This is a genomic window from Streptomyces sp. NPDC058964, assembly GCF_042741275.1.
In the GTDB taxonomy this organism is placed as follows: Bacteria; Actinomycetota; Actinomycetes; order Streptomycetales; family Streptomycetaceae; genus Streptomyces.
Genome location: NZ_JBHYKH010000047.1, coordinates 1 through 14499, shown reverse-complemented (window position 1 = coordinate 14499; position 14499 = coordinate 1). Strand labels below are relative to the sequence as shown.

13 protein-coding genes are annotated in these 14499 nt (G+C 71.6%); 9 read left to right on the top strand and 4 right to left on the bottom strand.

Features of this window, described 5'->3' with window-relative positions:
• Window positions 1–116: 116 nt before the first annotated feature.
• Window positions 117–1031, bottom strand: a complete 915-nt coding sequence (locus tag ACFW2E_RS08990) for a cyclase family protein (RefSeq protein ID WP_384463639.1) — start codon at window positions 1029–1031, stop codon at window positions 117–119.
• A 236-nt stretch (window positions 1032–1267) separates the two neighbouring features.
• Here ACFW2E_RS08990 and ACFW2E_RS08985 point away from each other — a divergent pair, with 236 nt between their 5' ends.
• From ACFW2E_RS08985 to ACFW2E_RS08975, 3 genes are all read left to right on the top strand, one after another.
• The gene (locus tag ACFW2E_RS08985) at window positions 1268–1729 is read left to right on the top strand and encodes a hydrolase (protein WP_384463600.1); all 462 of its coding nucleotides are present in this window, start codon (window positions 1268–1270) and stop codon (window positions 1727–1729) included.
• 206 nt (window positions 1730–1935) lie between these two features.
• Entirely contained in the window at window positions 1936–3162 is a 1227-nt protein-coding gene (locus ACFW2E_RS08980; protein WP_384463597.1) for an esterase/lipase family protein, read from the top strand.
• A gap of 267 nt (window positions 3163–3429) precedes the next feature.
• Window positions 3430–4983 (top strand): N,N-dimethylformamidase beta subunit family domain-containing protein, encoded by a 1554-nt coding sequence (locus tag ACFW2E_RS08975; RefSeq protein WP_384463595.1) that lies wholly within the window; start codon window positions 3430–3432, stop codon window positions 4981–4983.
• Between the two features lie 36 nt (window positions 4984–5019).
• On the opposite strand, the gene ACFW2E_RS08970 is transcribed toward ACFW2E_RS08975, so the two are convergent.
• Window positions 5020–6027, bottom strand: a complete 1008-nt coding sequence (locus tag ACFW2E_RS08970) for an aminoglycoside phosphotransferase family protein (RefSeq protein WP_384463592.1) — start codon at window positions 6025–6027, stop codon at window positions 5020–5022.
• Between the two features lie 400 nt (window positions 6028–6427).
• Between ACFW2E_RS08970 and ACFW2E_RS08965 the strand changes: the two genes are divergently transcribed.
• The 4 genes from ACFW2E_RS08965 to ACFW2E_RS08950 all read left to right on the top strand — a co-directional run bounded on the left by ACFW2E_RS08965 (window position 6428) and on the right by ACFW2E_RS08950 (window position 10123).
• A complete protein-coding gene (locus ACFW2E_RS08965; RefSeq protein WP_384463589.1) occupies window positions 6428–7090 on the top strand; it encodes a hypothetical protein in 663 nt (220 codons plus the stop codon).
• A 168-nt stretch (window positions 7091–7258) separates the two neighbouring features.
• Window positions 7259–8464: a glycosyltransferase family 39 protein gene (locus ACFW2E_RS08960; RefSeq protein ID WP_384463586.1), complete on the top strand. Its 1206-nt coding sequence runs from the start codon at window positions 7259–7261 to the stop codon at window positions 8462–8464.
• Window positions 8465–8855: 391 nt separating this feature from the next.
• The gene (locus ACFW2E_RS08955; RefSeq protein WP_384463583.1) at window positions 8856–9650 is read left to right on the top strand and encodes a CAP domain-containing protein; all 795 of its coding nucleotides are present in this window, start codon (window positions 8856–8858) and stop codon (window positions 9648–9650) included.
• Between the two features lie 140 nt (window positions 9651–9790).
• Window positions 9791–10123, top strand: a complete 333-nt coding sequence (locus ACFW2E_RS08950; RefSeq protein WP_384463580.1) for a UBP-type zinc finger domain-containing protein — start codon at window positions 9791–9793, stop codon at window positions 10121–10123.
• A gap of 59 nt (window positions 10124–10182) precedes the next feature.
• Here ACFW2E_RS08950 and ACFW2E_RS08945 read toward each other — a convergent pair whose 3' ends face one another.
• Window positions 10183–10611 (bottom strand): hypothetical protein, encoded by a 429-nt coding sequence (locus ACFW2E_RS08945; protein ID WP_384463577.1) that lies wholly within the window; start codon window positions 10609–10611, stop codon window positions 10183–10185.
• Between the two features lie 12 nt (window positions 10612–10623).
• Window positions 10624–11922 carry a DUF6745 domain-containing protein gene (locus ACFW2E_RS08940; RefSeq protein ID WP_384463574.1) on the bottom strand — a complete coding sequence of 433 codons (1299 nt, stop codon included), beginning with the start codon at window positions 11920–11922 and terminating at the stop codon, window positions 10624–10626.
• A gap of 378 nt (window positions 11923–12300) precedes the next feature.
• On the opposite strand from ACFW2E_RS08940, the gene ACFW2E_RS08935 reads away from it, so the two are divergent.
• Complete coding sequence (locus tag ACFW2E_RS08935) at window positions 12301–13077, top strand: polysaccharide deacetylase family protein (RefSeq protein ID WP_384463571.1); 777 nt, start codon at window positions 12301–12303, stop codon at window positions 13075–13077.
• 142 nt (window positions 13078–13219) lie between these two features.
• Window positions 13220–14497, top strand: coding sequence for an MFS transporter (locus tag ACFW2E_RS08930; protein ID WP_384463568.1), 1278 nt, complete (start codon window positions 13220–13222; stop codon window positions 14495–14497).
• Window positions 14498–14499: the final 2 nt, after the last annotated feature.

The window sequence follows — 14499 nt, the reverse complement described above, 5'->3', positions numbered from 1 at the left end:
CGTCCGGGGGACCCTTCGGTGCGCACTGCGGGAACGCAGCAGCCGGTCCGTCCCTTCGAACGTATCCGCCGTACGGGTGGTCGGCACCTGGGGGAAGCGGCGAGCGGCCGGCCGTGTCAGAGGACGGCGATCGGATTCACCGGGGATCCGGTGGCCCCGGGCAGGCGCAGCGGCGCGACCGCGCAGAGGAAGGACCAGCGTCCCGCGTCCGCGCAGGCCGGTGCCAGTTCCTCGAACTGGAGCCAGTCCATCAGGTACGTGCCCATGGCGTGGATCGCGAGCACGTGAACGGGGAAGCCGACGCCGTCCACCGGGCTGGGGGCGGTGTCGTTGTTGCCGTCCCCGCCCAGCACCGCGACCTGCCGCTCGGCCAGGAACGTCACAGCCGTCGGGTGCAGTCCCGCGCGGGCCTCCGAGACGTTCCACGCCCCCAGCTCCCGCCGTCTGAGCCGGTGACCGACCCGGACGAACAGCAGGTCCCCCGGCCCGGCCCGGACGCCCTGGGCCTCCTCCGCCGCGGCCAGGTCCTCCGGGGTCACGTGGTCGCCCGGCTCCAGCCAGGGCACCCCGCGCAGCCTGGGGACGTCCAGGAGCACACCGCGGCCGACGATGCCGTTGTCGACGAGGTCCACGGACAGCGCGGTGGCTCCGTCCGGCGTCAGGCTGTGCGCCGGAACGCCGTCGTACAGCTCACCGTCGACGATCACATGACACAGGGCGTCCAGGTGGCTGTCCACGTCGCCGTGGATGTTCATCGCCAGCCGGTCGCGTGCGAAGTGCGGGCCGGGAGCGTCCAGGTCCGCGGGGGGCGGTCCCGTCATGCGGTGGGCGGCGGGCTCGGGGCTGTCCGGTCCCCGGCGCGTCTCGATGGGGGCGGCGAGTGACACCGTCCTTCCTGAACGGACCTCGGTCGCCGCGGCCCGCACACGTTCGGAAGTCAGGTGGCGCAGGGCCCCGCGCGGCGGGCCGCCGGCCTGCCGTGTCCCGGCGCGCAGCCGCTCGTACAGCGCCCGGAACGCCGCCTCGCTCATACGTGGTGCGGCTGGTACGCCCGAGGCCGCCGAGGGAAGCATGTCGCACTCCTCGCTGTTTCTCGGTTTCTCGCTGTCGGAAACGACCGGTCCGCCCATGGCACCCCGGCCATTGCAGCACGCGGTCCGCGCGGTCGCACATCGCCCCGACGCGCCCCCGTTCCATCGGCACCGAGCGCCGGGAGGTCGTCCGGCGCCGATGCACGGAGTCCGGGCGGTGCGTGCATGATGGGTCGGTGGATCAGTTACTGAACCTGCTTCCGGCGGCCTTCTGGAACGTGCCCCACGTCGGCTCCCGTTTTCCCGGTTCGCCCACGGTGACGAGCCGCCCTGATCTTGCCCTGGGGGCGAACTGCCAGCTGTTCGCCTACGAGGTGCTGCGGCACTTCGGGTTCGATCCACCGGCTCTGCGTTCCAGTGAACTGTGGGCCGACAGGACGGCCACCGTTCATGTGTCGCCCGCCCGGCCACTCGACCTGCTGCTGTTCAACTCCACCCACGATGCGTACGGCGCGCATGTCGGACTCTGGGCGGGCGAGGGACGTGTGCTGCACCTGTGTGCGGAGGCAGGACGCCCGGCGGTGTGGGAACTGACGGAGTTCGCCGCGCGGCAGCGGTATCGGGTGCTGCTCGGCGTCAAGCGCGTGGTCGCCCGGTCCGGCAGCGCACCGACGCCAGGCGCGGCCGCCGGGGCGTAGCCGCCCGAGTCCCGAGAGCGGTGCACTCCGCCCCCACACGGCCATGGCATATGCCCCCGACATTGTTGCGGCCATCCGAATGAAGCGCCGAGCGGCGCATCGCCGGGCCCGGGCCGGTGTGCTGATGATGTCTGCGTCTTTGCGCCGCCCGCAGTCCCCAGCCCGCTTCCGACGGGCTGCTGTGCCATGCGCGAATTCGGGAGGAGATGACTTTGTCCGAGCAGCAGGACGAGAAGGCCGAGCAGAGCGTCGGGGCGTTCACGCTCGCCGGCCCTCTGAGCTCCGCACCGCCGGTAACGCTGCCGTACCCGGTACCGGAGCCGGACGAGCAGTGGCAGCTGCCGAACGGCTTCGCGCACGTCTTCTACGGCGAGCGCAACCAGGGCATCACGCGTCCGGTGATCATGGCCGACGGCTTCAACCTCGGCAGGAGCGATCTGAAGTGGCTGTACGCCGGCCTCGACCGCGACCACCCCTTCCTGAGCGAGCTGCGCCGCCGGGACCGGGACGTGATCCTGCTGGGCTTCGAGGAGCGCACCACCTCCATCCTGGACAACGCCCAGACCGCGGTGGCCGCCGTACAGCGGACCCTGGCCGAGCAGCTGGGCGGCGCCCCGCTGACGGTGGGCGGCTTCAGCATGGGCGGTTTGATCACCCGCTACGCACTCGCCAGGCTCGAGATGCTGCGGATGGACCACCGAACCGGGCTGTACTTCTCCTACGACAGCCCGCACCGGGGCGGCGTCGTGCCGATCGGCCTCCAGGCCTTCGCGCACTTCATCCCGGTCGCGAACGACTTCGCGCGGCAGATGAACAGCCCGGCCGCCCGGCAGATGCTCTGGCGGCACTACGACCCCGAGACCGGGCAGGTCGGGATCGCGCCGGAGCGCAAGGAGTTCCTGCGGAAGCTGGAAGAGGTCGGCGGCTGGCCGCGCCTCCCGCGCATCCTCGCCCTGGCCAACGGCCGCGGTGACGGCAGGGGCCTCGCGATCCCGCCCGGCGAGACCGTGCTGAAGGTCGAGCGGATCTACCCGGGCACCACCTTCCACACCCAGGCCCAGGGCAAGGACGTCATCGTCGCCGAGCTGAAGCGGCGGTTCCCCAAGGCCGAGAAGACCATCAAGACGAGCGGCTTCCCGGAGCCCGACGGAGCACCGGGCGGCACCCTGCGCTCGTACGGGATCCTCGCCGACATGCTGAAGAAGGCCGGCGCGCAGGTCGATCTGCGGCACGAGGACGTCTGCTTCGTCCCCTCGGTCAGCGCCGTCGCGATCCGCGACATCGACCAGCAGAAGGACCTGTACGCGGACATCGACGCCCTGGACCCGTCGGAGAGCGAGGTCGACGACTTCGTCTGCTCCTCGACGACGACGGCGCACACAGCCATCACGGAGGAGCTGTGCGGGTGGCTGCTGGACCGGCTGCCCGACTGACACCGCGGGCCGGGCGGAGGTGTTCTCGGGGAACGCCTCCTGATGCGGCCGGAACAGGCGGTGAGGCGCCGCGGCCTCCCGCTGGCATCCGGCCGCATCCGGGGTTGGGGGCCCGCGCCGGGGGGGCCGGGGGTTGGGCGCGCTTGGGCCGGGCCCGGACCCCCGGCCACGTACACGGTGACCGCATCGCCGAACCCGGGGGAGTTGCGGGGCCGCGGCGGTGTCGCGAGGCTTGGAGCGGCGGCCCGCACGGGGCGAGGAGGCGGTGTGACTCCACCACGGATCCCGGCACACGGCGCGGAGCCGGGCGTCTCACGCCGGCGGTTCCTCTGCGTGTGTGCGGGCGTGGGCCTCGGAGCCGCGGCGTGCGACCACGGACCCCCCGCCCGGCCACCCCGCACCGGCGACGGCGGCCATCGGCCGGACGCGGAACGGGACGCCCCGGGCACACCCGACTGGCGCATCACGTCGCAGGGCCCGCCGGACGCGATCGTGGGTTACACCGACCGGGTGAGCGTGACGCCCGGACAGGAAGTCGGGCTGTCCGTGTCGACCACGGCGGCCTCGTTCCGGGTGTCGGCGTTCCGCGTGGGCTGGTACGGCGGTGCCCTGGCCCGGCGCGTGTGGACCTCGCCCCCGGTGCGTGGCCGTGTCCAGCGGGCCCCGGGGTTCCGGCCGAAGACCCGCACGGTGTTCGCGGACTGGCGGCGCACCCTCGCCCTCGACACGGCGACCTGGCCGGAGGGCGCCTATCTGCTCCGGCTGGACGCGGCCACCGGACACCAGCGCCACGTGCCGCTCATAGTGCGCTCGGTCCGGGGAACGGGTCGCACGGTTCTGCTGCACGCCCCGGCCACCTGGCAGGCGTACAACCGATGGGGCGGTTCGAGCCTCTATGCCGGTCCGACGGGGTCGTACGAGACCCGCTCCCTGGCGGTGAGTTTCGACCGGCCCTACGACAGTGACGGGGCCGAGAAGTTCCGCGTGTACGAGTGGGCCGCGGTGGTACTGGCGGAGCGGCTGGGCATACCGCTCGCCTACACCACCGGCCTCGATGTGCACACCGACCCGGCAGTACTGGACGGCGCCGCCGCCGTCGTATGTCTCGGGCACGACGAGTACTGGACGCCCGAGCAGCGCGCCCACGTCACTCGGGCCCGTGACGCGGGCACCAACATCGCGTTCCTCGGCGCCAACACGTGCTTCCGGAGAATCCGTCTGCAGCCCGGCACGGGCGCGGACGACCGTACGGTGGTGTGCTACAAGTCCGCCTACCGCGCGGACCCGTGCTACGCCGCGCAGCCGGCCCTGGTGACCGCGGACTTCCGTGCCGGGCCCGCCCCCGATCCCGAATCTTCCCTCACCGGAGTGCTCTACGAGGGTTACCCGGTCGACGCACCCTACGTCGTCAACTCGTCCGGTCACTGGCTGCACGAGGGCACCGGAGTGCGCGCCGGTGACGCCTTCGCGCACCTGGTGGGCGTCGAGTACGACCGCGTCACGCCCACCCCGGAAACCCCGCGGCTCCTGGAGATCACCGCACACTCACCTCTGGTGTGCGCGGGCCGCCCCAGTCACAGTGACTCGGCCTACTACACCGTCCCCAGCGGGGCGGGGGTGTTCGCGTCCGGGACCATGCGCTGGGTGGAGGCCCTGGTGGCAGGGTCGGATGAACTCGGCCGCGACCATGGCATGGACGCCCGCACCCGCGCCTTCGTCACCCGCACGACGGAGAACCTGCTGCGCGCCTTCGCCGAGGGCCCCGCCGCCCGCCACCGTCCCGCGCCACTCCCCAACTGCCCGGATTTCTACGCGACTTGACAGGCGACGACGACCGGCGAGTGAGTGTGCCGTGACCTACACCGGTGGGTCCTTGAGGAGTTCCAGCAACCAGCGGGCACTCTCCGCCGCACCCGTGGCACCGGCGGAACCGGACGCGGCCGGGAACAGGCGGCCCCAGGAACAGGCACGGCCGAGCGCGCTCAGTCGCCATGCGAGGCTCACCGCACGTCGTAGGTCCGCGGTGGTGCGGCCGGCGCCCGTCCACGGCTCCAGATAGGCGTCGCGCAGTCGCGGCAGCACGTCGTGCCCGTAGCGGTCTCGGGCCCTCCGGGCGGGGACCAGCAGACTGCAGAACGGATGGGAGACGGCCGCGTCACCCCAGTCGAAGAACGTGAACCGCCCCGGTTCCGGGTTGAACAACTGGCCGTCGTGCAGGTCCGAGTGGTCGAGGGAGTCCTCGATGCCCAAGGCCGCCAGCTCGGCACACCATTGCACGAGGTGCGGCCGAAGGTCCTCGAGACTCCTGCGCTCCTCCTGCCCCAGCGCATGGTTCTTGGCGAGCAGCCCGTCGAAGACGTCGGGCAGCGCGGTGGTGCGCGCGGCGGGAACACCCAACTGCTCTATGTCCCGCGCGTACGGGACCAGCGCGTGCTGCATGGCCGCGTACTGACGCAGGAGCGCTTCCCACGCGCCGGGACCGGCCGCCTCCCGTGCGAGGACGCTCCTGAAGAGCTCGCCCCCGTCGGGCAGCAGTGACCAGCCGCGATCGGCATCTACGGCGAGCGGCCGCAGTACGTGTCCGGGCACCCAACGGGCCAACGCCCGGGTCAGTGCGCCTTCGAAGGCGCTGGCCGGTGGATTCGCCTTGAACCAGACCGAGTCACCTCCCCGAACACATACCCGCACGAGGACGGACCAGGGGCGAAGTCGTACCTCTGTTCGGCCGGTCACCCTCAGACCATGTGCGGCGAGCTCGCCCTCGACCCAGCCGAACACGTCGTTCCGCCAGGTCTCCTGTTCCCATGGAGTGAGCGCATCCTCGTACTGACCGCGGTCCACGGTCATCGACACCTCTTGCCGCATCGCCCCATCCCAGCATCGCGGTCGACCTGCGGCCACCGTATTTCCGCAGGAAGAGCGCCTGCGGGCCTGCCCCGGGGCCCCACCCTTCGCACATCACCGAGGACTTGGGCCCGACGGTCGTCGCGAACAGATCTCGAACAACGTTCGCCCGCGGCACATCCCCACGTCGGTCGCATAGGCAACGCACAGGGCGGCAGGACATGCCACGCTGCGCGGTGAATTGATTCGGGAAGGATCACGGAAGCAACAACTTGCTGCGTAGCATCTCTCAGGGCAGTGTGTCTGCTCACAGAAGCGGCCCGGCACCCGGCCAAACACCAGCCGAGTCAGTGCCTTCACGTCCGCCAGCCGCCACGGCAGGTCCCGGTGCACAGCCGGGGACCGAGGAAGGGTGAACAGCATGTCCGAGAGTACGATCCCAGTCACCGAGTTGGCGTCGCAGTACATCGCCCAGGTCACCAACGACCTCGAGCGCAACGTCAAGGAGCAGGAGCGCATCGGCGCGGAAATCATTGCGCTCCAGGAGCAGTTGGCCGTTCTGCAGCACGACCACTCCGTGCTGGCGAACATGCAGCAGGCGCTCGGTGTCCCGGCGGCGCCGGCCGCGCCGGCCGAGGCCGAGCCGGTGCCCGACAGCGCCGTCGTTCCCGCGCCGCGGCAGAAGACCACTGCGGAACCCCCCCCCCCAAATCCCCCGCGGACCCCGAAGTCCGCCCCGCCCGGCCGGCCGGCGGCAACCCGCAAACAGTCCGCCAAGAAGCCCGCCGACAAGGCCGAGGCCGCGCCGTCCTCGCAGCCGACCCTGGTCGAACTCGTGCGCCGTCATCTGTCGGAGCAGAGCGAACCGCGCTCGGCCGCGGAGGTCACCGCCGCGCTGGGGCAGGCCCATCCCGACCGGAACGTCAAGACCACTGTCGTGCGCACCACGCTCGAGGGGCTCGTGGCCAAGAACCAGGCCCATCGCTCCAAGCAGGGCACGTCGGTCTACTACACCGCGGCCGACACATCGGCCCCGGCGCGTGCCGGTGAGCCGGCGGCGTCCTCGGAGAGCACCGACGGCTGAGGTCGTGCGGCCACAGGCCACCACTGTGCGGGTCCGGACGCCATGGGGGAGGTCGACGTACGGTCGTACGCCCTCCTCCCCCTGCCGTACGCGGGCTTTCCGGTATGAGTAGTGGAAGAAGCGCGTTTCCCGTTTGCGCCCCAGTCGGCACATGCCCAAGGTCGGAGCGTGAGCACGTCTTCCGTTCCCCGCTCAGGTCCCGCCGCCCAGGACGGGCCCGGCCGGCGCCCCGCGATCAGGCGCCTGCGGCTCGATGCCCCCCGGGGCGTACCGGCGGCCCTCGTCCTGTTCGTGGCCATCCGGCTCACCGGGGTGGCGGTAATGGCCGCGACAAACCACCTGGCTCATCGCCCCCTGCTGAGCAGTCTGGCTCACTCGTGGGACTCGGTGTGGTACCTCCACATCGCCGAGCACGGGTACGGGAGCCTCGTCCGGGTGGCCCGCTCGGGTGCGCTGCAGACGGACTGGGCGTTCTTCCCGCTGTACCCCGGACTCATCCGAGGCTTGATCACTGTCCTGCCGCTCACCCCGGGCGCGGCCGGGCTGGTGATCTCCTGGACCGCCGCGGTGGTGGCCGCGTGGGGCATCTACGCGACCGGCCGCCACCTCTACGGACACGGGGTCGCCACCACGCTCGTCTGCCTGTGGGCGGCGCTGCCGCACTCGGTCGTCCTGGGCCTCGCCTACACCGAGCCGGTCTTCTCCGCCCTCGCCGCCTGGTCGCTGTACTGCCTGCTGAAGGACCGGTGGCTGTGGGCCGGCGCCCTGGCCGCCCTCGCGGGCCTGTCCCGGCCCAGCGGCTTCGCGGTCGCCGTGGCCGTGATCGCCGCGTGGGCGCACGAGCTGATCGGACGGCGCGGCCGCGTGCGTCCGGTGGTGTGGGTCGGTGCCGCAGTGAGCCCGCTGGGCTGGCTCGGATACGTGTGGTGGGTGGGGCAGCGGACGGGCGAACCATGGCGGGGCTACTTCCATGTGCAGGACGCCTGGAACTCGCGCTTCGACTTCGGCGCCGGATCGCTGCTCTTCCTGAAGGCCCTGCTCCTGCACGGCGGCCGCGTCGTGTACCCGACAGCGCTGGCGATCATCGCCGTCGGTGTCCTGCTGTTCTGCCTGCTGTGCCTGGACCGCGCGCCGCTGCCGCTGGTGGTCTTTGCGGGCGCCCTCGTCGCGCTGGTCCTGGGCGCCTCGGGTTCGTTCTCGTCGAAGCCGCGCTTCCTGGTTCCCGCGTTCCCCCTCCTCATCCCGTGGGCCCGTGCGCTCGTACGGACCTGGCGCGCGAGGCCCGCCCAGGCACTGCTGGTGGGCGGCGCCCTGACCGCCGTGTCCCTGCTCTACGGGGCCTACCTGACGTGCGTCGCCCACTCCCCGCTCTGATCGGCGATCCCGAGGCGCAGCGAAAACCGGAACCAATGGTTCCGTGACATCCCTCACAGCGCATACGGAAACTAGGCGTGCCGGTTAGTAGGCGTCGCTCTGGTGACATATGGGATTTGTCCGTCTTGGCCCTGGTGCACACCGCGCCCGGATTCACCGATTTCCGTCCGCGCGCCACCCTCGCCCGTTGCGCGGGCACAAAGGGTTTCTGACGGAGCGACAGCATGCCTCGAGAGCCCCGCACGCCGGGCCAGCACGCCCCCCACTGCCCTGACAAGAGGCCTACAAGGCTACGAAGCGGTGTAGTAGGCAGACCCTTTGCGCTCCGTGTGAAGGCTTCCTAAGAATGACGACCCGCAGGACGTCGCCGCAGTTCAGGAGCGGGTTACGCATGGGTAAGCACCGTAAGAGCACGCAGTACCGGCGGATAGTCATCGCTGCCGTCGCCGTGGGCGCCGTGGGCGTGCCGTCCGCCGCCATGGCCTGTACGGACTGGCCGGGCAGTGGAGAAGCGCGGTCGTACCGCGCCGAGAACGTCGCGGCGAAGGACTGGTGGAACGACCCGAACTGGGGTCGCCCCTGGAACGTGCACCAGGGCGGAAGGCCCTCGTGGACGGCCCCGGCCACGCCGACCCCCTCCGCGAGCGCCACGAAGACCACCGCGCCGAAGCCCAGGGCCACCGCGCACCCGCACGCCCCGAAGACCACGGCTCCCAAGCCCAGGACCACCACGGCACCCGGCACCCGGACCGCCACCGCTTCCACGACCCCCGCGTCACCGAGCACCCCGAAGCCCACCGCCACGGCGTCCGGAGTCGTCGCCCGGATCGTGGAACTCGTCAACGCCGAGCGCGGCAAGGCCGGTTGCTCGCCGCTGACCCTCAATGCCACCCTCAGCAAGGCCGCGCAGGCGCACAGCGAGGACATGGCGCTCCACCAGAACATGTCGCACACGGGGTCCAACGGCTCCTCCCCGGGCGACCGCATCACCGATGCGGGATACTCCTGGAGCGCCTACGGCGAGAACGTCGCCTACGGCTACGCCACTCCCGAGGACGTCATGGCGGGCTGGATGGCCAGCCCCGGCCACAGGGAGAACATCCTCAACTGCACGTTCAAGGAGATCGGCGTCGGTCTCGCCCAGCCCAACAGCTACTGGACCCAGGACTTCGGCACCGCCCGCTAGCCGGGTACCGCCGGCCGTCGGCCACCGCGCTCCGTCGGCCGGCGTGTTCCGTCGGCTTCCTGCAACCGCGCACGGGTCCGCGCCGGAAGTGTTCCGTGAACGGGTTTGGCTTCGCGGTGGGACAGAAGGGCCGGCGGTTCATGATCAGGTGGGTGGTACGTCCGGACGGCGGTCGGCCCGAGGGCCGTGACTGCGCGCATCTGGATCAGCCCGGTCCCGCTCCGGCCCCCGAGCGCAACCCGGGCTGCCAGGAGTGCGCGGCCCACGCACGGGGCCGGGTCCCCGTCCGGCTGTGCCTGACCTGCGGACATCTGGGCTGCTGCGACAGTTCTCCCGGCGGGCACGCCACCGCTCACTACGAGGCGACCGGGCACCCGGTGGCACGGTCCCTCGAACCCGGCGAGGACTGGGCCTGGTGCTACGCGGACGAGGTCTACCTCGAGCCGGTGCGCGGCAGGAGCGCCCCGGGCTGAGAGCCGCCCCGGGGCCGGTGGGCGTGGGGCACGCGGCGACCACCGGCCGCAAGCGGGGGTCAGTCGACGACCAGGCGCTCGTCGTTGGTCTGCTCCACCTGGCGCCGCACCAGGTAGGTGCCGGGGGCGTGGCCCATCGCTCCGTGTTCGGGGTGCAGGACGTAGGCAGTGGCACCCTCGTGGACGGTGAAGCATCCGACGTCCGCGCCCCCGCTCCGGAGCGGCGCCCAGGTGACCTCGCCGTCGGCCACCAGCAGGTGGGTGTGAGCGCCGCTGCCGGCGGACACCAGGGGTACGCCCGCCGCGGGGACCTGTGTACCGCCCTGGGGCGGCTCGTACCCGATCAGACCGACCGGGATCAGTCCGACGTCGCCCTGGCGCTGCAGGCCCGAGGTGACATGTACGGCGGCCTGCCGGTCGAGGTGTTCCAGGACGTCGACCCCCGCGAGCGAGGCGACGTGTCCGAGGGTGGGCCGCTGTGTGTGCACGGTGTCTCCTGATCAGGTGGCACGGGTGAGGGTGAGGTACTGGTCGCGGTTGAGGCCGAGCAGGCCGGCCGCCGCCGTGGTGGGGTCAGGGGTGTCGCCCGGCACGGTGAGCCCGTACCGCCTGCGGGTCCCGTCGCGCTCGACCGAGGCGTTCGTGCACAGCAGAACCCGTACGGGCACGTTGTAGACCGCGGCGGGCAGGTCGTAGAGGGCCAGCCACTGGCCCGGGTTGGCCGGGTCGGGCTCATTGCGGCCCACCTGCCGCAGGCCCGCCCCGGCGATGAACTCGGGCCAGCCCATCCGTTCGATCGCGCAGCGCCGCACCTCGACGTTGCGCTCCAGCAGAATCCGGTCGGTGTCCCAGCGGCCCTGGATCAGGGACGCGGGAACCGTCGTCCCGTGCCAGGCGTGCACCGCCCAGCCGTCGGGCCACGCAGCCGCCGGACCGTCGGCGCAGTGCGGACGCCCCTCCGCGTCCCGGTGGAAGACGTCGGGACGCGGGGTGAGGACCGCGTAGTCGCGAAAGGCCCACCAGTAGCCCGCGTTCCGGGCCACCTGCTGCTCACCGTGGACGACATCCATACCCCTCACGCCGATGCGCTCCAGGGCGTCGGCCCACGCGTAGGGCACCACGCTCCAGCCGGACCGGACGGTGCCCCGCCACCAGCGCAGGGGCGGCCGGGACGGTGTCCTCACGAACGGCGGGCAGACTCCTGCCCGGGCGGCCACCTGAGCGACCAGTTCGCCGTGCACCCGGGCCACGACCTCGAAGTCGAACCTGGCCGAGTCGACGTAGCCGTCGCTGTCGGCCCGCGGTGACAGGACTCCGGCATGCTGTGCGTTCACCTGGTGCCTGAGCGAGCCCACCGCCACGGAACGCCAGCCCGTCAGCCCGTGCAGCGGATCGCACGCCAGCGCCGACACCCGGTCGCCCACCGCTTCACCCACCTGTGCCTCGATCCGGGCGTGGACCTCGTGCTGGAGGTACGTTCCCCTGCCGGTCCCCAGACACCCGGACATCCGTGGGCGCAGGCGGGCGGACACTCGGGCGCCGAGGCCTCCCGCGACCGAGGCGACGATCCGGGGGAGCATGGCCTGCCCGATCATTCCGGCCCAGGGCGAGTCGAGCCAGACGATGAAGCGCGGGGGCGGCACTCCGAGCGCCCGGTAGGCGGCCCGTACCCCGTCCTCCGCCGCCGCGCGATCGCCCGGACCGGTCGCCACCTCGATAGCCGCCCACTCCGCTCCCACCTCGCGAAGGTCGGCCTCCTGCTCCCGCGTCAACTCCGTGATCAGCCGCTCGGATTCCATGACCCTTCCCCCGCCCGGCCGACAGGCCGGAGCCTCGGCTCCCGGTCGCCTTGCTCCCAATCCCCTTACGCCCCGGCGGTCTTGACGACACCTGCCGCGCATGAGTGGCGTACCCGCCGGCCTCGATCGGGCGGCTCACCCGGTTGACGCCGTCGCGGCCCGCCCCGGTTCCCGCATCGCCCAGGCACATCTCCTGCCGTCCGGAACCGCAGAGCTGGTCACCGTCGCAATTCGGCCGTCCTACCGCCGAGTTCCGGGATGTGTCGCAGAACTCCCGCGGAATTGTCCGTGATCCGTAACAGACGGATCCCGTGGTCGGCTTCCTCCGTCCTGACAGGTGCACGGGATCCCATCGGCACGGCAAGGAACGAGGCGTACATGGCACGGCATGGCGGGCGGGGATGGTACGGCCGGGTCGTCGCGGCGGCGGTCGGGGTGACGGCGCTGGCCGCCGCCACGTCGGTGTGGACGGCACAGGCCGGCCCCGTCGGCGGGGGGCACGCCGGCGCGAACACCTCCGGGAAGCCCTCGCAGAGCCGTCGGGCGGCGCCCGTGTCCGCGGAGATCGTCCACGCCTCGGACCGCGGCACCCGGGGCGTCAACATCACCATCGACGACGGGCCGGACCCGACCTGGACCCCGCAGGTGCTCCAGGTGTTGAAGGACTACGGCGTGAAGGCCACGTTCTGCATGGTGGGCACGCAGGCCCAGGCGCACCCGGAACTGGTCAAGGCAGTCGTGGCGGCGGGTCACCGGCTGTGCGACCACACCGTGTCGCACGACACCACCATGGACACCAAGTCCGACGCGTATCAGTCCCAGCAGATCCTCGACGCCGAACGCATGATCACCAAGGCTTCCGGCGGGGTCCGTCCGCTCTACTACCGTGCCCCGGGCGGTGCCTTCACGCCCTACAGCCGCAAGCTGGCCGCTTCCCGGGGAATGCGCCCCCTGGGCTGGAACGTCGACTCCAAGGACTTCGAACGCCCCGGCACGAACGCCATCGTCAGCACGGTGAAGAGCGAGATACCGAACGGCCCGACCGTCCTCTTCCACGACGCGGGCGGTGACCGCTCGCAGACCGTCGCCGCGCTGCGCGAGGTTCTGCCGTGGCTGAAGCAGCAGGGTTACTCCTTCGGCCTCCCGGTCCGCTGAGCCGTCCCGGGAAAACCGTTTGCGGACCGGCCCAGGCTCTGGGTACGGTCCGCGCATGCTTTCCACGCCCCGTGTCTCCTAGCTCGGACACCAGCTTCCACGCCACCCTTGTGTCCTTGAGCTGTTACGGAGCGTAACTCCCATGAATACCCTGCGCGGTTCCGGCCTGTTCCGGAACCGGGACTTCTCGCTGCTGCTGAGCGGACAACTGATCTCCGCCATCGGTGACCAGGCCCAGTCGATGGCCCTGCCGCTGACCGTGCTGGCCCTCACGGGGTCGCCCGGCCAGGCAGGGGTCGTGCTCGGCCTCGGTACTCTGTCGTTCCTGGCGTTCGGGCTGATCGCCGGCGCCCTCGTCGACCGGTGGGACCGCAAGGCCACCATGATCTGGTGCGAGGCGGGCCGTACGGTGCTCGCCGCCGGTGTCGCCGTCGCGCTGTGGCTCGACGGGCTCACGATGCCCCAGCTCTGTGCGACGGCCGTGCTCTCCGGAATCCTGACCACGCTGTTCCAGGTGGCGAACACCGCGGCCCTGCCCAATGTCGTCGGCCCGCGGCAGCTGTCCGCCGCACTCGGCCGCTCCCAGTCCGCCGCCGCTGCGGTGGGGATCCTCGGCGCTCCGCTCGCCGGTGCCCTCTACGCGCTGGGCCGGACCGTGCCGTTCGCCGTCAACGCGGTGTCCTTCGCCCTGTCCGCCGTGTCACTGCGTCTGATGCGTGCCCGGTTCCAGCTGGACCGGCAGGCAACCCGGACGAAGACCCGCGTCACCGCCGAGATCCGCGAGGGCCTCGGCTGGCTGTGGCGGCAGCCCGTCATCCGCTTCCTCACCCTGGTGTCGGCCGCCGACAAGGTGCGCTACGGCGCCGGTTACCTGTTGATCATCACGCTGGCCCGGCAACTGGGCGCCTCCCCGGTGTGGATCGGCATCGTGTTCAGCGGCGCGGCGGTCGGCGCGACGGCGGGGGCAATGGTCTCCGACCGGGCCACCCGGCGGCTCCCGCTCGGGCTGATCGCCGTGGTGATGCTGTGGTTGGAGGCGCTGATGTTCCCGTTGTACGCACTGGCTCCCGACCCGTTGGCACTGGCGGCGGTGGCGGCCGCCGAGTCCCTGGTCGCACCGGTCTGCACGGTGGCGATGACCACGCATCAACTGACCATCACCCCGGACGAGTTGCGGGGCCGGGCGACCAGCGCGGTCTCGACGCTCACCACGGGGGCGTTGTCGGTCGGCGCGCTCGCGGGTGGGGCGCTGATCAGCGCTCTGGGCGCCAGGCCCCTGGTCTGGCTCTGCGGAGCGTGGCTGGTCGCCCTGGCCGTCCTCACCACGGCCAACCGCGCCGTACGGCAGGCACCGCGGGCAGGCACGGCCACAGCGCCCGCGCCCACCGGCGCGGTCGAGACCACGGATCTGGCCAACTGAGG